Consider the following 17,504-nt stretch of genomic DNA (forward strand, 5'->3'; position numbering starts at 1 on the left):
TTATTCTTCTTGATCATACTCCGTCTTTTTCTCTAATATAATCTCCACTTCATCACTGTCTACCAGTGTACAGCCATCCGGAAGCTCCACTGTCACAGGAACAAGATAAGTTCCCGGCGACTGATAAATCTTCAAGTCGATGCTTACCCTCTTTGCCACCGTAAATACTTTCAGGATCTCCTCCGGACCTCTGATCTGAATCTCCAAATCCACAGACCCATAACTGAGTTCCAAATCTTCCGCAAGATTATTTACCGTAATAGAACTTGTCGAAACTTCGTAATTCTTTACACCCGGCTGTTCGATTAGAATCGTTACCACTACGCTGCCGGCGTTCTCGTCCACCAGCGTCACCCCTTCCGGAAGGTAAGAAGATATGTCAACCATCCTCTCCGTCCTCTCCGTCAAGTCGGAAATAGCCAGATCCTCTGCCGGTATCTCAATCTCATCCAGCTTATCCAAATCCTCCTCTTCCCCCGTCACACGGACTTCCTTAGGCTCTACCATAACATTGCTCACCTTACAGCCTGTTGCTGCCGTAATCATAGAAGAATCTGGTTTCACCGGAACGCTTCTAATCTGATGCAGGGTAACTCGGACGCTGACCCCATCTTTACCAAGATTATTGGCAAGAAGCGTCTGGTCAATCACATTATTATTCACATCATATAAAATCAGCCTTCCTTCTATATCTGCGTTCTCTGACAACCCAGATACATTTGCCTCTGCGACAACTCTGCTGATACTGTCAATTACAGACTTAGGACCACGCAGCGTCACCTTCTCCGGATTCGGCTTCAAATCTCCAAGTACATAGCCTTCCCGAACCGTTCCGATCGTAGACGGTGTAATTGGGAAATTATTCTTTGCCTCATCTTCAATCTTAACCTGAAGATTTACCGGCGATGTATATACCTTCTCATACTTATATCTTGGTATGGACACCTCAATGGGAATCTGTGTACCCAGACTCAGCTCTTTCATATCGGCAACTGCTATAATGTCCTCCGATCTGATCTTATTCAGAACAGAACGGTTAGCGCTGACCGTCACCATAACCTCCTGCGTATTATCCACAATCTGGTATGTCCTGTTCGTCGTCGTCACAACCTCTTCGTTAATCACGCTCACAGGAATTCCCGTATATGTCTTTTCTGTTACAGGATCATCGATATTAACCACAACAAGCCACATAAAAACTGCGCTAAAAAAGGCTAATACCTTGAGACCCAGATTAGCTGTCAGTCTTCTTCTCATTCTTTCGCCTTCCTTTCCACAGTGCTGTCAGCCTGTTGGCTTCCACTCTTCGATCCTGAATACTGCTCAGTTTTTCTCTCAATTCCTTCTCCGTGATATTTCTGGAAAGCAATCCTCCCTGAGCCACCGATACCGCTCCGGTTTCCTCAGAAACCACAATAATCAAAGCATCGCTCACCTCGCTCATCCCCAATGCCGCGCGGTGTCTAGTTCCAAGAGATTTACTGATTCGCATATTATCCGACAGCGGCAAATAGCATGTAGCCGAGACAATCCTGTCTCCGCGGACAATAATCGCACCATCGTGCAGTGGTGTATTATGTTCAAAAATGTTGATCAAGACCTGGCTTGACACCAGACAATCCATCCGGATTCCGGTACTCTCATACTCCGTAAGACGGATCGCCTGTTCCACAACAATCAACGCACCTGTCTTCACCTTCCCCATGGCATAAGCAGCGTCAATCATGCTCTCACGAGTCTCCGCGCTGAACCGCGCCTTCTCACGCCCTGACTCAAAAGGAACCATAGATGGCAAAAATTGTTTCTCCCCCAGCTTCTCCAATGCCCTGCGCAGTTCCGGCTGGAATACCACAATTGCAATCGTCGCCATAACCGTAACCGAATTCTTAGCAATATAAAGTATGGTATGCATCTTGAAAATGGCGGCGACCAGAATGAATACAGCAAGCACAACAATGCCCTTTAATAACATCCATGCCTTTGTATTTCGTATCCAGACCATAATATGATAGAGCAGAAATGTAAGGATCAACACTTCCACAATATCCGTAATCCGTACCTCCGGAAAATACCAATCGGTAAATGCATATTTCTCTATAAACCTGGTAATCTGCTGTTCCATTCCCTCACCTCCTTTTTTCAATGACATCATTCTATTTTCTTATATTCAAGTCTTTTCTCAGACTTTGAGTAAGAAGCATCTTATCCACTTCTCTCATATCATGCCGCTTGACGGACTGCCCTTTCTTAGGCATTGGCCTCTTTCCATTCTTTCCGACTCCCCCGGACGCAGTCCCTGACTTCTTCCTGACAGTCTCAGTATCTATAATCTCCGTCTCCTGCCGCTCATTGATTCTCTTAACCGTCTTCTCTGGTCTTGCAACCGACAGTTTCGGAATCGCCTTCACATAATAATAGTACTCGTCATCCTCAAATTGCAGCTTCTCACTTCTTGAGTAATCCACAGAGAAATAGAACACCTCCAAAATCAGTCCGATTACAAGCGAAGCAACACTTCCCCCGATTACCATACCATAAGAGGTATGCACTCCAAGGACGATATCCCCTGTTACAACAACCACCAGGTTTGCAATAATCCCCACAATGATTGCAATCTTCCACGCATGATCCGTCGAAGCCCTGCGGATTGAATAAACAATAAAGAAACAGATGACAAATGCAATCAGCATCACCCACATCTCTTTATTCTGAAATACTTTGCTAAGATAATCTGTCCCTTGGGACAACATTCCCTTCACACCAGAACCATCCAGATTCGCAGCCGCCTTCTTCACATATTCCATCATATAATATACCATTGTACCGCAAATAACGGCTACCATACTCCCCGGCGCCGACGCAAGGCCGCAGGCAACCGGCAGTACATAGGGAATATGCAGGAAAAATGCAAGAGGCGTCATCACTACCACCAACGCCATTTTGGGTGCAAGTCTTAGATAAAATATATACATAACCAAAAACAGAACCGCTGTCACAGCAAGTATCCCTAAAGATACCGAATACATATGCAGCAAAATCAACGCAGTTGCCGCCACAACCGTCACTCCAAGCGGAAGAAACGTACAAATCACCGCAAGAGCCACTGCCGCCATCGGCGAGGCAGCCGCCTTCATGAATCCTACGTTCCGGTTAATAAGCATAAATGTGGAAACTGCCAGTATGAACTGGATGACCTTATCATATACTTTTGAATTCCTGGCATATAATTCTTCAAATCGTCCACGTAGTACATATATACTGTCCATCTATCTGTTCTCCTTTTCATACATCCTCAGCAGCCGTGTCAGATTATGGTTATATTTTTTTACCCTCTGCCTGGCATCCTTATGCTTTTCATTATAGATATGCGCTGTAATAATCAGGTACACAATGACCAGAGAAATATAGCCCAGAATAACCGCCCCCACCAGCATCACTATCAAACCATTCGATACATTAGCCATGATGTCTTCCATCTTCACCAGCATAAACATACCGACCGCACAGGCATATCCGACCGTTACCCACAAAAAAGAGCAAATCATATGAAGACCTGTATAATCTCTGCGGTAATACTCACTGATCTTAAAGTCTTCCTTTCCCTCCGTCTGTTCATAGAAGGCGAGACGAGTCATAAGCTCTAATTTTTTCTTATCTAACATAAATCACCTCAAAATGTTATATTATACAACCAAACATCATTTTTAGTATAACAAATATCAGTATCCTTGTCCAATACTTATGGTTAAAAAATAGACTTTTTCGACTCCTTTCTTCTTCAAAACCGACGCTGCCGCATCTATTGTATTCCCTGTCGTGTAAATATCGTCAATCAATAAGACCGTCGGCACAACCCGAAATCCTTTTTTCAGTGCAAATGCATGTTTCAGGTTCTTCCTTCTTTCCTTATGGCTAAGGGTTTTCTGCGGGTCCGTGTAAAACTTGCGGTACAGACTCTTCTCATCCACAGGTATCCCAAGCATTCTCCCAAGCTCCTGGCAAATAACTGCCGCCTGATTATACCCTCTTTGCCTTCTGCGCTTTTTGTGAAGTGGGATTGGAATCATAAGGTCTGGGGTCCAGCTTTTTATTATATTACCATAACAGCGGATTAATTCCTTTGCATAACAGACCCCATAGTCCCTTTGATTATGATATTTGAATTGATAAATAGACGTGCTGACAGGTTCCTTATGGAGCCACAATCCATAGCCCCTATCATACCTGTGTTCCATATGCATACAGTCATAGCAGTACTCCCGCCGCGTATCCTGAACTGGCTTTCCACACTGCATACATCTTGGTTCCCGGACTTTCAGATCATCAATCTTCCTCCTGCATCCAGCGCAAATCCCCTGACTGCTTACCTTGCCGCAGAATGGACATACCTCCGGCCACAACCATTTTACGACACTCCCTCTAAGTGTCTGAAATAATCCTCCATATCTCATTACATTTCCCGGATTCGTTTTGCTAGGCTAGTGTTACGCCTCTGCTCATTCGTATTCTGGATCATCTCCTGGAATACCTGGTCGCTTCCGACCAATGTCACACACCGCCTTGCTCTTGTCACAGCCGTATACAATAGATTCCTGTGATACAACTGTCTCGGTCCTGACAGCAGCGGAATCACTACTGCAGGATATTCACTCCCCTGTGACTTATGTATCGTAATCGCATAGGCAAGCTCCAGCTCATCCAGCAAAGCATATGGATACTTCACCTTGCGCTGCTCGTCGTACTCTACCGTGACCGTCTCCTCATACGTATTAATCTTCCGGATGATTCCCATATCCCCGTTAAAAATCCCCATTCCTTTATCAACGGTCATCCCATACTTCGTGGAAATCTCCCACTCCAACTGGTAATTATTCTTGATCTGCATCACCTTGTCCCCCTCGCGGAACAAGCGGTCTCCGATCTCTTTCTCTGTCTTTCCCTTCTCCGGCGGATTTAAGTATTCCTGAAGAATCCCATTCAGGCGCTCCACACCCAGAAGCCCCTTCCGCATAGGCGTTAATACCTGGATATCATACGGATTTGCATCCACGTACTTAGGAAGCTTTTTCTGAATCAAAGTAATCAACACACTGATAATCACATTGGCATCCTGCCGCTTTAAAAAAAAGAAATCCCGGCTCTTGTTATCAAGCGTCACTTCCTCGCCTCTATTAATCTTATGGGCATTGACGACAATATCACTTTCTCCTGCCTGACGGAAAATTTTTGTCAGCATAACTACAGAAAATCGCTCTGAGTCAATAATGTCTTTCAGTACGCTTCCCGGTCCCACACTGGGAAGCTGGCTGCAGTCCCCAACCAACACCAGCCTGGTGCCAGGTACAATCGCCCGAAGCAGCGCCGACATGAGTGGAAGATCCACCATGGATACCTCATCAATAATGATGACATCCGCCTCCAATGGATTCTCTTCATTTCTCTGAAATCCGCTGACACTGTCTTCCTCTGGATTTCCATTTACCTCCAACAGTCTATGAATCGTCTGTGCCTCGTATCCGGTCGCTTCTGTCATTCGCTTTGCAGCCCGCCCGGTTGGCGCTGCCAGCAGAAAATCCATTCCTTCACTGTCGAAAAAGCGAATCATAGCATTGATCGTCGTTGTCTTTCCGGTTCCGGGACCTCCCGTCAATACCATGACCCCATGCTTTACCGCTTCCACCACGGCAGTTCTCTGCATCTCATCCAAGTACAGTTTCCCATGCTCCTCAATAACAAGAAGTCGATCCCTAAGTTTCCCTTCTTCTATCTTACACTCCACATCCAAATCATGAAGCATCCTTGCCACGTTCATTTCCATATAATAGTATCTGGATGGATAAATCCGCATGGTTTCTTCTTCCTTCTTGAGCACAATCTTCTTCTCGATTGCAAGATCCATCAAATATTTTTCAATATCCGAAAGCTCAATCCCCAACAGCTCGTCCGTCCTTCTAAGAAGCGTCTTTTGCTCCTGAAAAATATGCCCGTCATTCACGCTCTGCAACAATGTATAAAAGATACCGCTGCGGATACGGAAATCCGAATCCGCATGAATACCAACCTTTGCAGCAATCTCATCTGCCGTCTTAAATCCCACTCCCGGCACATGGTCCGCGATCTGGTAAGGGTTCTCCTCTATGACACGGTACACACTCTGCCCGTAATGCTGGTAAATCTTTGCAGCCAGAGTCGTAGATATTCCATATTTCTGGAGGAATATCATTGCCTGGCGCATATCCCGCTTTTCTTCCACCTGCGCCGAAATCTCCCGTGCCTTTCGCTCGCTGATCCCCTTGATTTCCGCCAGCCGTTCCGGCTCCTCCTCGATGATGCGGAACGTATCCTCTTTAAATTTCTTCACAATCTTTCCCGCCAGTGAAGCCCCGACGCCTTTAATAGACCCAGAACCCAGATACCGCTCAATCGATACCAGATCCTCCGGCTCGCAAACCTCAGAAGTCTCCACCTTGAACTGAAGACCATACAGCTTATGGGTTGTATACTCCCCAGTAAGCTTCAAAAGCCCTCCTTCCTCGACATAATGAAACTTCCCCACACAGGTCACTTCTCCGTCGTCGTTATTCAGATTTAATACGGTATATCCATTCTCCTCATTGCGGTACACAATATGTTCCACATATCCCTTTATACTGTCCATTAAAATTCTCTTCGTCCGCTCACCAATTCCACAAACTGTCCTGTCCCGATCGCCACCACCTTCATCGGATCTTCTGCCGTCATGGTATTGATTCCCGTCTTCTCCTCTATCAGTTCTTCCAGTCCCCTAAGCATGGAGCCGCCCCCGGTCAGCATAATTCCACGATCCAAAATATCTGCCGACAGCTCCGGCGGCGTCCGCTCCAACACGTTAATTACTTCTTCTACAATCTGCCCCGTCGGTTCGCGGAGCGCTTCTTCTGTCTCTAAGGAAGTCACGGTCACTGTCTTAGGAAGCCCTGTCACCAGATTGCGCCCTCTCACTTCTAACTCTTCATCTTCAATCAAGGGATAGGTCGTCCCAATCTTAATCTTAATGTCCTCCGCCGTCCGCTCCCCGATTAGAAGGTTATGCTTCTTGCGCATATAGCGGACAATTGCCTCGTCAAAATCATCACCTGCAATCTTGATCGATGAATTCACAACCGTCCCTCCCAGTGAAATCACAGCAATATCCGCTGTTCCTCCCCCGATGTCAACTATCATATTGCCGCAGGGTTTCGAGATATCAATCCCAGCTCCAATCGCCGCTGCCACAGGCTCTTCGATCAGATTCACTTCCCTTGCGCCCGCCGCATAGGTCGCCTCTTCCACAGCCTTGCGCTCCACCTCGGTCACACCGCTTGGCACACAAATACTGATTCTTGGCTTCTTAAAGGTCCGCTTCCCCAGTGCCTTCTGCACAAAGTACTTAATCATCTTCTCTGTCACAGTATAATCTGAAATGACTCCCTGTCTAAGCGGACGGACTGCAACGATATTCCCCGGCGTCCTCCCTAACATTAAACGTGCCTCTTCGCCAATGGCTTTTATCGCATTCGTATCCCTGTCATAGGCAACCACAGACGGCTCCTTCAATATGACGCCTTTTCCTTTTACGTAGACCAGGACGCTGGCAGTCCCCAAGTCAATTCCGATATCTACTGACATCTTTCTTCCCCTTTCCCTATGCTATCTATATGATTATCATTTGTTGGATTGACTCTTACGCATCTCTATATGATCATCATTCGTTGATTTTATTCATACTGCACCCTTTCGTGCTCGTTTCATTATAATCAACTTTACAGGAAATGGAAACCCCCTTTTTCCTTAAATCTTTGTGAATCTTATGGGATTGTCATATTCCACCCATCGTTCGACAGATTCAGCCCCAGGCTATCTTTGAAGCGCCGCTGCAATATACTTTCCAGTATAAGAAACCGGGTTCTGACTCACTTCCTCCGGGGTTCCCTTCGCAATCACGGTTCCGCCCTTATCGCCGCCTTCTGGTCCGATATCTATGATATAGTCTGCTGTCTTTATCACGTCCAGGTTATGCTCAATCACAATTACCGTATTCCCATCTGACGACAGGCGGCGCAGAATCTCCGTCAGCTTGTGGACGTCTGCAAAATGCAGCCCCGTTGTCGGCTCGTCCAGAATATAAATAGTCTTGCCTGTGCTTCGCTTGCTCAGCTCTGTAGCAAGCTTAATTCTCTGCGCCTCTCCTCCCGACAGCGTCGTAGAGGGCTGTCCCAGACGGATATAAGAAAGCCCCACATCATACAGCGTCTCCATCTTTCGACGGATGCTGGGCACATTTTCAAAGAAATGCAGCGCCTCCTCCACAGTCATATCCAAAACGTCATAGATGCTTTTTCCCTTATATTTTACCTCCAATGTCTCACGGTTATACCTCTTACCGCCACAGACTTCGCACGGCACATATACATCTGGGAGGAAATGCATCTCAATCTTCAGGATTCCGTCACCGCTGCAAGCCTCGCACCGGCCGCCTTTCACATTGAAACTGAATCTTCCTTTTTTATAGCCTCGCGCCTTCGCATCCGCCGTAGACGCAAATAAATCCCGGATCAGGTCGAACACACCCGTATAAGTAGCGGGATTCGATCTTGGAGTCCGTCCGATAGGCGACTGATCGATATTAATTACCTTATCTAACCTGTCGATTCCCTCAATTGCTTCATGCTTACCCGGAATCGTCCGCGCACGGTTCAGTTCCCTTGCAAGCCGCTTATAAAGAATCTCATTCACAAGAGAACTCTTACCTGAACCAGATACACCTGTCACGCAGGTCATGACCCCAAGGGGGAACTCAACATCAATATTCTTTAGATTATTCTCCCGCGCCCCAACCACTTTTAACCACGCAGACGGCTTGGACCGCTCCTGCGGCACTGGGATACGAATCTTACCGCTCAAATATGCGCCGGTAACAGAAGCCTTATTCCGCATGATTTCTTTTGCGTTTCCCTGTGCCACGACTTTACCGCCATGTTCCCCGGCTCCCGGCCCGATATCCACGATATAGTCTGCTTCCAGCATCGTATCCTCATCATGTTCCACCACAATGACCGAATTGCCCAAATCCCTCAAATGCTTCAAGGTCCCCAGAAGTTTATCGTTATCCCTCTGATGAAGTCCGATACTCGGCTCGTCTAGGATATAGGCTACCCCCACCAGCCCGGAACCAATCTGCGTCGCAAGCCGTATCCGCTGTGCCTCTCCTCCTGACAAGCTTCCTGTTGCCCGCGCAAGAGTCAGATAGTCAAGCCCCACGTCCATCAAAAATTGAATCCGCGCTCGAATTTCCTTTAAAATCTGACCTCCTATCAGCATTTGTTGTTTATTCAGCTCAAGCTGATCCAGAAATTCCTGTAAACGCTCAATGGAAAGCCCAGTCAGCTCCGCAATATTCCTGTCTCCTACCGTAACGGCAAGAGCCCCCGGCTTTAATCTCTGACCTTTACACTCATGACAAGGGGTTATACGCATGAACTCTTCATATTCCGCCTTAGAATATTCCGAAGAGGTCTCCTTGTACCGCCGTTCCACATTCCGCAGCAGTCCCTCAAACGCAACGTCATATACGCCTTCCCCCCGCTGTCCCCGGTAATAGACTCTGACTTCCTTTCCGTCCGTGCCGTGGATCAGCACATCATGAATCTTTTTTGGGTAATCCTTAAAAGGCGTATCCAGCGAAAAATGATACTCTCTGCACAAAGCATCCAGGATTGCATAGGAAAAGCTCTTCTTATCGTTGCAAGACTGCCATCCCATCACCGTAATTGCGCCCTCCATAATACTCAGGTTCTTATCTGGAATAATCAGATCTTCGTCAAACTCCATCTTATACCCCAGCCCAAAACATTCCGGGCATGCTCCAAACGGATTATTAAAAGAAAAACTTCGCGGTTCAATCTCTTCAATACTGATCCCGCAGTCCGGGCAGGAAAAGCTCTGGCTAAAGTTAAAAGTCTCTCCATCAATCACGTCCACAGTCAGCAATCCCTCTGCCAACCCCAGGACTGTCTCAATAGAGTCTGTTAGTCTCTTCTCGATTCCTTCCTTAATCATCAGACGATCCACAATAATGTCAATATTATGCTTGATATTCTTGTCCAAGGCAATCTCCTCTGATAGTTCATAAAGATTGCCGTCCACCCGGACACGCACATATCCGTTCTTCTTAGCCCGCTCAAACAGCTTGGCATGGGTTCCCTTTCTGCCCCGTACAACCGGAGCCAACAACTGAATTTTCGTCCTTTCCGGCAGTTCCATAATCTGATCCACCATCTGATCTACCGTCTGCTTCTTGATCTCTTTTCCACACTTAGGACAGTGTGGAATTCCGATCCGGGCATAAAGCAAACGAAAATAGTCATAGATCTCCGTCACCGTGCCTACCGTAGATCTGGGATTACGGTTCGTCGATTTCTGGTCGATTGAGATTGCCGGGGACAAACCTTCAATACTCTCAACATCCGGCTTCTCCATCTGTCCCAAAAACTGTCTGGCATAAGAAGACAATGACTCCATGTATCTTCTCTGCCCCTCTGCGTAAATGGTATCAAAAGCCAGAGAGGATTTCCCCGAACCGCTGAGTCCGGTCAGGACGACCAGTTCATCCCGCGGAATATCCAGATCGATATTTTTCAAATTGTGCTCATTGGCGCCTCTGATTCTGATAAATTGTTTGCTCTCCCTTTTCTTTGCCATTTTTTATCCTTCCTATCATGCATAAATATATCATTTTCCGTATAAATCATGTATCTTAGAGCGTGTTTGAAAACTACTTTCTGCAAGCTGCCGCAACTATAGTTCATTAAATACTGTCTTCAATTCCACCAGTTTATCCCTCAGCTCTGCCGCCGCCTCAAAGTTCAGCTCCGCCGCCGCTTTCTTCATCTGTTTCGTAAGATCCTGAATCAGTTTTTCTAATTCTTTACGGCTCATAGATTCCGGTTCCTTTTCCATCCTAAGCTCTTCTGCCGCAACCTTCTTCGATACGGCAATCAAGTCACGTACACTCTTCTTGATTGTCTGGGGAGTAATCCCATGCTCCTCATTATACTGCATCTGAACCTTGCGCCTTCTCTGCGTTTCTTCAATCGCAATGCGCATAGAATCCGTGATTGTATCTGCATACATAATTACATGCCCGTCTGCATTACGCGCCGCACGCCCGATTGTCTGAATCAGGGATGTCTCTGAACGCAGGAATCCTTCCTTGTCCGCATCCAAGATTGCTACAAGGGTGATTTCAGGTATGTCTAAGCCTTCCCTTAACAGGTTAATCCCCACTAACACATCGAAGACATCCAGACGCATATCCCTGACAATCTCCGTACGCTCTAACGTATCAATATCTGAGTGGAGATAGCGGACACGTATCCCCACCTCCCGCATATAATCCGTAAGATCTTCTGCCATTCGCTTTGTCAGCGTCGTAATCAATACTTTATTCTTTTTACTGATCTCTTTATTCACTTCACCTACCAAATCATCAATCTGGCCTTCCACAGGACGTACCTCAACCTCCGGGTCCAAAAGTCCGGTGGGCCGGATTACCTGCTCCGCCCGCAGCAGTTCATGCTGTTCCTCATATGGTCCCGGAGTGGCTGAGACAAACATCACCTGGTCTATCTTACCTTCAAATTCTTCAAAGTTCAAGGGTCGGTTGTCTTTTGCGGAAGGAAGCCGGAATCCATATTCTACCAGCGTTGATTTCCTTGACTGGTCGCCGTGGTACATTCCTCCGATCTGCGGCACAGTCTTATGGGATTCGTCAATCATCATGATAAAATCATCCGGAAAATAGTCAATCAGGGTATGAGGAGGCTGACCTGCCTCAAGTCCGGTCAGATGCCGCGAGTAATTCTCAATTCCGGAACAGAATCCTGTCTCCCGCATCATCTCTATGTCAAAATTCGTCCGTTCGGCAATCCTCTGTGCCTCTAATAGCTTTCCCTCGCTCTTAAAATATTTGACCTGTACCTCTAATTCGGCCTCGATCTCCTGAATCGCCCTGTCCAAACTCTCCTTCGACACTACATAGTGGGACGCCGGGAAAATTGCAACATGGTTCAATTCATTCTTAATCTCCCCAGTCAGGATATCAATCTCTGTGATACGGTCTACTTCGTCTCCAAAAAATTCAATCCGGTATCCAAGGCTCTCATAGAGTGCGGGGATGATCTCCAATACATCTCCCCGGACACGAAAAGTTCCTCGCTTAAAATCCATCTCGTTGCGATCGTACTGTATCTCGATGAGTTTCCGGATTACCTCGTCTCGGTCTTTCGTCATTCCCGGACGCAGGGAGATTACCATATTCTGGTAATCGATCGGGGAACCAAGGCCGTAGATGCAGGATACGCTGGCTACGATGATCACGTCACGCCGCTCGGATAATGCGGCGGTGGCGGAATGGCGGAGCTTGTCTATCTCATCGTTGATGGATGAGTCCTTAGCGATGTAGGTGTCGGAGGAAGGAACGTAGGCTTCCGGCTGGTAGTAATCGTAGTAGGACACAAAATACTCCACTGCGTTTTCGGGGAAGAACTCCTTGAACTCGCCGTATAATTGTGCAGCAAGAGTCTTATTGTGCGCTATTACCAAAGTCGGCTTCTCCAACTGCTGTATCACGTTCGCCATGGTAAATGTCTTACCGGAACCCGTAACCCCTAGTAAAGTCTGGCATTGGTTGCCTTCTTTAAAGCCTTTCACCAAGGATTCAATCGCCTGCGGCTGGTCTCCTGTCGGTTTGTAATCGCTGTGTAATTTAAAGATACTTTGTGCGTCTTGCACAAAAACCACCTCCAAAATCTATAGTAAAAAAGTTCGCCTATTAGGCAGAAATTCGTCGGGGCACATACTCTGTTTTCTCCAAAAATGACCTCTCGACGAATTTTGGTTACTCAAATTGATTTTCCGTACTAGACGGAAACCGTAAAACCAAATGAACTGATTCGGAAATAAATCGAATTGTATTATATCACATCCCATCTCTCTTGTCTACAGAAAAAACAAACATTAGTTCGTATCCGATATAAATCTTTATCAGAAGAAATAAGGAGCATTCTGCTTTTCCAGAACCCTCCTTTTCGTCTTCGCAACCATACTATTTTATTTTCCTCACACAGCCTTTTTTGGAGTATCGCCCTGTCATTTTCCGATCCTTCTGCATCCGGCCTATAATCTTTTCATCAAAATATTCTTATCTTTATCCGATATCTGCATAGCCGACATTGCCTGTTCCGCAGTCCATTTCATAGATTCCATCAAATTTTTTATCATTTCAATCTGTTTATCCAATACCCGCTTATCTCCATATTTTTCAACCGCTTCACACATAATCTTCCGTCCTCCTTCTTCTTTGAAATGCTTCAAACCTTTTGCCAGTTCGGGATAATACATATCTTTCGATTCTTTACATCCGAAATCATGCATAAGTCTGCCGACTGCGTCGTCTCCCTTATAGCTGCCATTAACATATACAATATGGGAACCATCCTGAAACGGGACGTCAATTTCTTCAAATCTACGGTTTACCGTATAGATTGGTATCCCATAACCGAATATATCTGTCTGCGTAATAAACACCATATACGAATCCCGAAGTTCCGAAAATTCCTGTCCCGCCTTCAGCATCCGGGAATCCATCATGCTGCTGTTAAATCTGGCCCGGCGCACATGTGCGCCTTCCGGTCTTTTCTGCACTTCGATATTGTAGTATTTTCCCGTACTGTCTTTGGCTAAAATATCTAAACGGATATCACGTCCGCCTACAACCGGATTTTGGAACTCCCTCTGTCCCACAACGCTTATTACGGTAATATCGTCTCGTTTTAAGATGATTTTCAACAGAAGCCCTGTTGCCGGATGGTTGCCGTCAAAGACCATAGACATCAAGTCATCATCAAATAAATCCATATCATCAACAATCTGCTCTACTATCCTTATATCCTGCCGTATCTCTTCCACTGCCACTTGCCCACCGCCTTTATCTATACTTATTATATCCTCTAATCTTAATACACACAACACCTTTCACCGACTCTTTTGACAAATTTAAGTCTCCTGTCTTCTCTCCGACAAAAGCCCTTCTATATCAGCCAACGTATCCAACGATACATTCCCCGTACCGCCATCATCGGATTCCTTCGGCATGACCTCCTCCATATATGACAGCAGTTCCGGGATTTCTTCCGGGATAATATTGGCATTATCACCGTACACATCCATTGTGATAATCTCTTTAGCGTGTCTCCGGCTGGATGAAGTTTTGAGAGGCAGTTCACTTTTCGATGTAGGCTTTTCCTCCACTCCGTCCGGCTCACGGTTCAATTTCTTTCCAAGCTGCCGTTCCACGGATAATGTGCGGTTCATGAAATCCACATCTGAATATTTTACCGCATTGATTTCCTGTCTCCTAAGCCCCATAAGTACATTAAAAAGTATCTGCATATGGATCGGGGTCTCTTTGCTTGCCTCCAGAAGTTTCAAAATCTGCCCCATATTCAAGGTTTTTGCCGTATCAATATTCCTTGTATGATATGGCTTCGTTCCCATTGATTTGGGCAAATCTATCCCTTCTGCCGGATTGGCAGAAAGCAGTTTTCGCTTTAACGCATACTGAAAAGAGACGTTCATGACCGTCTTGACCAGCCTCGCAATATATTTGGAATATCCTGCCCGGTCTTGATAAAGCCTGTAAATATCGCCTCTATTTATCTCCGTCAGCTTCTTGCTCCCCAGAAAGGGGATGATATGCTTCTTTGCAATATTGGAGTAGGTAACATATGTATTGCTGCTCTGCACTCTTTTGCGGATGTCATATTCAAGCCAGTATTCCAAGAAATCTTTCACCTTCACTCTGTCATTTACAATATACGTCCCATTCACCAGTTTGCCTATGGTAATCTTCCTGGCTTCTTCTGCCTCTTTTTTCGTAGAAAACCCGGAGCATAGCCTGACCCGCTTTGTGCCGTCCCCAAAAAAAAGGACGACACGGTAAGCATATTTATTCCGGTCAATTCTCTTGAATACCGACTGCACATTCCAGTCAATTTCAAGTCTTCTACCTCATCAAAGATACGCTTCATCTCTCCGCAGGTACAGTAGGATACTCCTGCTGTCTCCAGTGTCTCCGTATTGATCACCACTCCCCTGGACTTGCCGTATGCCACGCACTCCTTCAATCCTCTGGTAAGGTAATGGAAAGACTGCTCCATGGTAATCCCCTCATCCAGGGCATAAACGGTAGGCATCAGGAGCATATTGCGGCAGCCTGCTTCACTGGTCTGGTCGATGGTCGCCTTGGCCCTTGACAGCATCACCTGGTATTTTTCCTCTGTGGATGCGTTGGCAAAAGGTATGATCAGATTGACGGCGGATAATACGATTCCATATTTATCCAAAATCTCCTTCGCTTCTGCTCCCGGAAGCTCGAAATGGAAGCTCATCAGGTCCAGTCCGTCGTATCCGCAGTCTTTGGCAAGCTTTACCAGATCTTCAAAGGTCATGGTTCCGTTCTTCATCGGCACGCCGTGAGCATTCAGGAACTCGAATACTTCATCTATGGTAGGATCGTTCCCCTCATAGCCCATATCCTTCAGGATGGACATATGAATGAAATTAGGCTTCATTAATTTTAATTCTGTGTCCACCATCAGGGACATCAAACTGTACTTCATAATTTCCCTCCTGTTATTGATTCAGTTCCGCGAGGATCTTCCTCTCAAGCGCGATATGCCTTCTTACATAATCGAAGGAGCTGTGTCCTGGTTTCACCTGTCCTTCAAACTCAGATACAATGTAACCGTCATAATTCTCCTCATCCAATACCTTCAGGATCTTATCGTACGGGATGGTCGCCTCTGTGCCGTCCTCCAGGATATCGATGAATTTCCCATGCATATGCGGGCTGTACTTCATGATCTTTCTTAAGCCGTCGAAATCAGGATTCTTAGAAAACTGCATGAATCCATACATGGACTCAAACAGGTTCATCTCCATTGGAGTCGCGTTCTTCTCTGTCAGAATCTTCCTGCCGTCCTCACGGGAAACTCCGTCGTAACGAAGCATGGAAGGGAGGTCTCTTCCTGCCGCATAACCAAAAGAACCGGAACCTTTCTCCCATTCTCCTTTTCTTTCACCTCAATAAATACCTGTGCATCTTCAAAAGACGGCGGCAGATACATCTTCACATTCTTCATTACGTAATCAAAAAATTCCTTTTTATTCTTCATATTGTCTTCCTCTTTTCTTCGTTTTCCATTTTTAAGAAAAAGAAAGGGGAAACCTATCTTTCCGCCTCTCCTTTTCACGCTTCACTGTCTTTTCAAAACCTCCTATATCCTACCGGTCTTTTGCAAATCCTTTCAGATACAGATTGTAATCATTTTCCCTTGTTATGAACCTGATCCAATAATCCGCCGCACACCCATTCATAAAGAAATCGTATTCATGTTCACTCACATAAGACTCTGGATGTTCCTTACAGAATTTTCTTAAGCGTTCCAGATTATCAAACTGTGTCACCAGGCAGCGGAAAATATCCTGTGATTCCCAGTTAAATGCTTTCGTCCAGAGATTACCTCTGCAAGGAAAATAACTCCCATTCCACCCATCCTGATTCCAGTATGCACGGATATGCCCAATCTGGGTATCCGGATATTCCCCTGAGCTTAAAGAGTCCGGCGCTTCTGAACAATGCTCGAACACGTCAAGAAAATTGCAGGTCTCCTTCATCTCAAACAGCCTGTTTTTACTCATATGAAATTCCCTCTTTCTCTATGCGGCGTGGGTCTCTTTCTGCCTTCTGCCGTTTCCGGCAAGGCAATAGCCCGCGCCTGTCTCTGTCGTAATCTCTTCCAGTTCTTTTCGACCCACCAGAACTGCAAGCTCATTTTTTACCACGCCTTCCAGAATCCGGTCTCTCTCATATGGAAACGGGCAATACTTGTGATACTGCCCCTCCATCTCAAGATAAATCTCCTGAAAAGAAAGCGTCCCATTCTCTGCAAGCAGCCTTACTATTTCTTCTCTCATAGGAGTCCGCTCTTTTCTTAATTTCAGCAGATACTCCTTCCCTGCCATCTCAACCATATCATTTATTCCCTAACCTTTCTTTCCTTTATCCCCATGCCAGGATAGCCCGACATGAGGAATCCTGCCTTCCACTGTCTTCCCTTCTATGCCGCTTCTTTTCCCGTATCCGGCAGTTCCATCAGATCCGCTTCCAGAACATCCGCAAGATACTGGCCGGCAAAAAGGCCGCCGTTGATCTTCACTTTCTTTTTCCGCATTTCTGCATAGGATTCTATCCGAATCTCCCGGCTCTTTTCTGCCAACGCAAAATCATCCCCGGTGAGCCTTTTCTGGACTACTTTCTGCCACTTCCGTAAAAATGCTGAGGCTTTGTCAATATCCTTTTTCTGCCGGTCGTACTCTGTACGTTTCTGGCGTATCACGCCTCCCGGCTCCACCTCCAACGTATA

At 46.1% G+C, this 17,504-nt stretch carries 17 protein-coding genes; all 17 read right to left on the minus strand.

What is annotated here, in order from left to right; all coding sequences use genetic code 11:
• Positions 1–1,257 (minus strand): CdaR family protein, encoded by a 1,257-nt coding sequence (locus AC6I3O_RS16950; protein ID WP_497851920.1) that lies wholly within the window; start codon positions 1,255–1,257, stop codon positions 1–3.
• Positions 1,235–2,122: a diadenylate cyclase CdaA gene (gene cdaA / locus AC6I3O_RS16955; RefSeq protein ID WP_497851921.1), complete on the minus strand. Its 888-nt coding sequence runs from the start codon at positions 2,120–2,122 to the stop codon at positions 1,235–1,237. The genes AC6I3O_RS16950 and cdaA overlap by 23 nt, the downstream gene beginning before the upstream one ends.
• Before the next feature lie 31 nt (positions 2,123–2,153).
• Positions 2,154–3,266 carry a hypothetical protein gene (locus AC6I3O_RS16960; protein ID WP_497851922.1) on the minus strand — a complete coding sequence of 371 codons (1,113 nt, stop codon included), beginning with the start codon at positions 3,264–3,266 and terminating at the stop codon, positions 2,154–2,156.
• Positions 3,267–3,662 (minus strand): hypothetical protein, encoded by a 396-nt coding sequence (locus AC6I3O_RS16965; protein WP_497851923.1) that lies wholly within the window; start codon positions 3,660–3,662, stop codon positions 3,267–3,269.
• 57 nt (positions 3,663–3,719) lie between these two features.
• Complete coding sequence (locus AC6I3O_RS16970; protein WP_497851924.1) at positions 3,720–4,451, minus strand: ComF family protein; 732 nt, start codon at positions 4,449–4,451, stop codon at positions 3,720–3,722.
• Positions 4,451–6,658 carry an SF1B family DNA helicase RecD2 gene (gene recD2 / locus AC6I3O_RS16975; protein ID WP_497851925.1) on the minus strand — a complete coding sequence of 736 codons (2,208 nt, stop codon included), beginning with the start codon at positions 6,656–6,658 and terminating at the stop codon, positions 4,451–4,453. The genes AC6I3O_RS16970 and recD2 overlap by 1 nt, the downstream gene beginning before the upstream one ends.
• Positions 6,658–7,647 (minus strand): rod shape-determining protein, encoded by a 990-nt coding sequence (locus AC6I3O_RS16980; RefSeq protein WP_159752044.1) that lies wholly within the window; start codon positions 7,645–7,647, stop codon positions 6,658–6,660. The genes recD2 and AC6I3O_RS16980 overlap by 1 nt, the downstream gene beginning before the upstream one ends.
• 228 nt (positions 7,648–7,875) lie before the next feature.
• Positions 7,876–10,719 (minus strand): excinuclease ABC subunit UvrA, encoded by a 2,844-nt coding sequence (gene uvrA, locus AC6I3O_RS16985; protein WP_497851926.1) that lies wholly within the window; start codon positions 10,717–10,719, stop codon positions 7,876–7,878.
• 96 nt (positions 10,720–10,815) lie between these two features.
• The gene (gene uvrB, locus AC6I3O_RS16990) at positions 10,816–12,810 is read right to left on the minus strand and encodes an excinuclease ABC subunit UvrB (RefSeq protein WP_497851927.1); all 1,995 of its coding nucleotides are present in this window, start codon (positions 12,808–12,810) and stop codon (positions 10,816–10,818) included.
• A gap of 384 nt (positions 12,811–13,194) precedes the next feature.
• Positions 13,195–13,992 carry a PD-(D/E)XK nuclease family transposase gene (locus AC6I3O_RS16995; RefSeq protein ID WP_497851928.1) on the minus strand — a complete coding sequence of 266 codons (798 nt, stop codon included), beginning with the start codon at positions 13,990–13,992 and terminating at the stop codon, positions 13,195–13,197.
• A gap of 81 nt (positions 13,993–14,073) precedes the next feature.
• Complete coding sequence (locus AC6I3O_RS17000) at positions 14,074–14,907, minus strand: tyrosine-type recombinase/integrase (protein WP_497851929.1); 834 nt, start codon at positions 14,905–14,907, stop codon at positions 14,074–14,076.
• Positions 14,908–14,915: 8 nt separating this feature from the next.
• Positions 14,916–15,698 (minus strand): sugar phosphate isomerase/epimerase family protein, encoded by a 783-nt coding sequence (locus AC6I3O_RS17005; RefSeq protein ID WP_497851930.1) that lies wholly within the window; start codon positions 15,696–15,698, stop codon positions 14,916–14,918.
• 13 nt (positions 15,699–15,711) lie between these two features.
• Complete coding sequence (locus tag AC6I3O_RS17010) at positions 15,712–16,089, minus strand: hypothetical protein (protein ID WP_497851931.1); 378 nt, start codon at positions 16,087–16,089, stop codon at positions 15,712–15,714.
• The gene (locus AC6I3O_RS17015) at positions 16,041–16,253 is read right to left on the minus strand and encodes a hypothetical protein (protein ID WP_497851932.1); all 213 of its coding nucleotides are present in this window, start codon (positions 16,251–16,253) and stop codon (positions 16,041–16,043) included. Before AC6I3O_RS17015 ends, AC6I3O_RS17010 begins: the two co-directional genes overlap by 49 nt.
• Before the next feature lie 109 nt (positions 16,254–16,362).
• Entirely contained in the window at positions 16,363–16,779 is a 417-nt protein-coding gene (locus AC6I3O_RS17020) for a hypothetical protein (RefSeq protein WP_497851933.1), read from the minus strand.
• A gap of 18 nt (positions 16,780–16,797) precedes the next feature.
• Positions 16,798–17,112: a hypothetical protein gene (locus tag AC6I3O_RS17025; RefSeq protein ID WP_497851934.1), complete on the minus strand. Its 315-nt coding sequence runs from the start codon at positions 17,110–17,112 to the stop codon at positions 16,798–16,800.
• Between the two features lie 86 nt (positions 17,113–17,198).
• Entirely contained in the window at positions 17,199–17,477 is a 279-nt protein-coding gene (locus AC6I3O_RS17030) for a hypothetical protein (RefSeq protein WP_497851935.1), read from the minus strand.
• Positions 17,478–17,504: the final 27 nt, after the last annotated feature.

This window comes from Sporofaciens sp. St.21A7 (genome assembly GCF_059728535.1).

Excerpts from the sequence above, each read along its gene's own strand:
- AC6I3O_RS16950 (WP_497851920.1), bottom strand. The coding sequence starts at position 1,257 with ATGAGAAGAAGACTGACAGCTAATCTGGGTCTCAAGGTATTAGCCTTT.
- cdaA (WP_497851921.1), bottom strand. The coding sequence starts at position 2,122 with ATGGAACAGCAGATTACCAGGTTTATAGAGAAATATGCATTTACCGAT.
- AC6I3O_RS16960 (WP_497851922.1), bottom strand. The coding sequence starts at position 3,266 with ATGGACAGTATATATGTACTACGTGGACGATTTGAAGAATTATATGCC.
- AC6I3O_RS16965 (WP_497851923.1), bottom strand. The coding sequence starts at position 3,662 with ATGTTAGATAAGAAAAAATTAGAGCTTATGACTCGTCTCGCCTTCTAT.
- AC6I3O_RS16970 (WP_497851924.1), bottom strand. The coding sequence starts at position 4,451 with ATGAGATATGGAGGATTATTTCAGACACTTAGAGGGAGTGTCGTAAAA.
- recD2 (WP_497851925.1), bottom strand. The coding sequence starts at position 6,658 with ATGGACAGTATAAAGGGATATGTGGAACATATTGTGTACCGCAATGAG.
- AC6I3O_RS16980 (WP_159752044.1), bottom strand. The coding sequence starts at position 7,647 with ATGTCAGTAGATATCGGAATTGACTTGGGGACTGCCAGCGTCCTGGTC.
- uvrA (WP_497851926.1), bottom strand. The coding sequence starts at position 10,719 with ATGGCAAAGAAAAGGGAGAGCAAACAATTTATCAGAATCAGAGGCGCC.
- AC6I3O_RS17005 (WP_497851930.1), bottom strand. The coding sequence starts at position 15,698 with ATGAAGTACAGTTTGATGTCCCTGATGGTGGACACAGAATTAAAATTA.
- AC6I3O_RS17010 (WP_497851931.1), bottom strand. The coding sequence starts at position 16,089 with ATGCTTCGTTACGACGGAGTTTCCCGTGAGGACGGCAGGAAGATTCTG.
- AC6I3O_RS17015 (WP_497851932.1), bottom strand. The coding sequence starts at position 16,253 with ATGAAGAATAAAAAGGAATTTTTTGATTACGTAATGAAGAATGTGAAG.
- AC6I3O_RS17020 (WP_497851933.1), bottom strand. The coding sequence starts at position 16,779 with ATGAGTAAAAACAGGCTGTTTGAGATGAAGGAGACCTGCAATTTTCTT.
- AC6I3O_RS17025 (WP_497851934.1), bottom strand. The coding sequence starts at position 17,112 with ATGGTTGAGATGGCAGGGAAGGAGTATCTGCTGAAATTAAGAAAAGAG.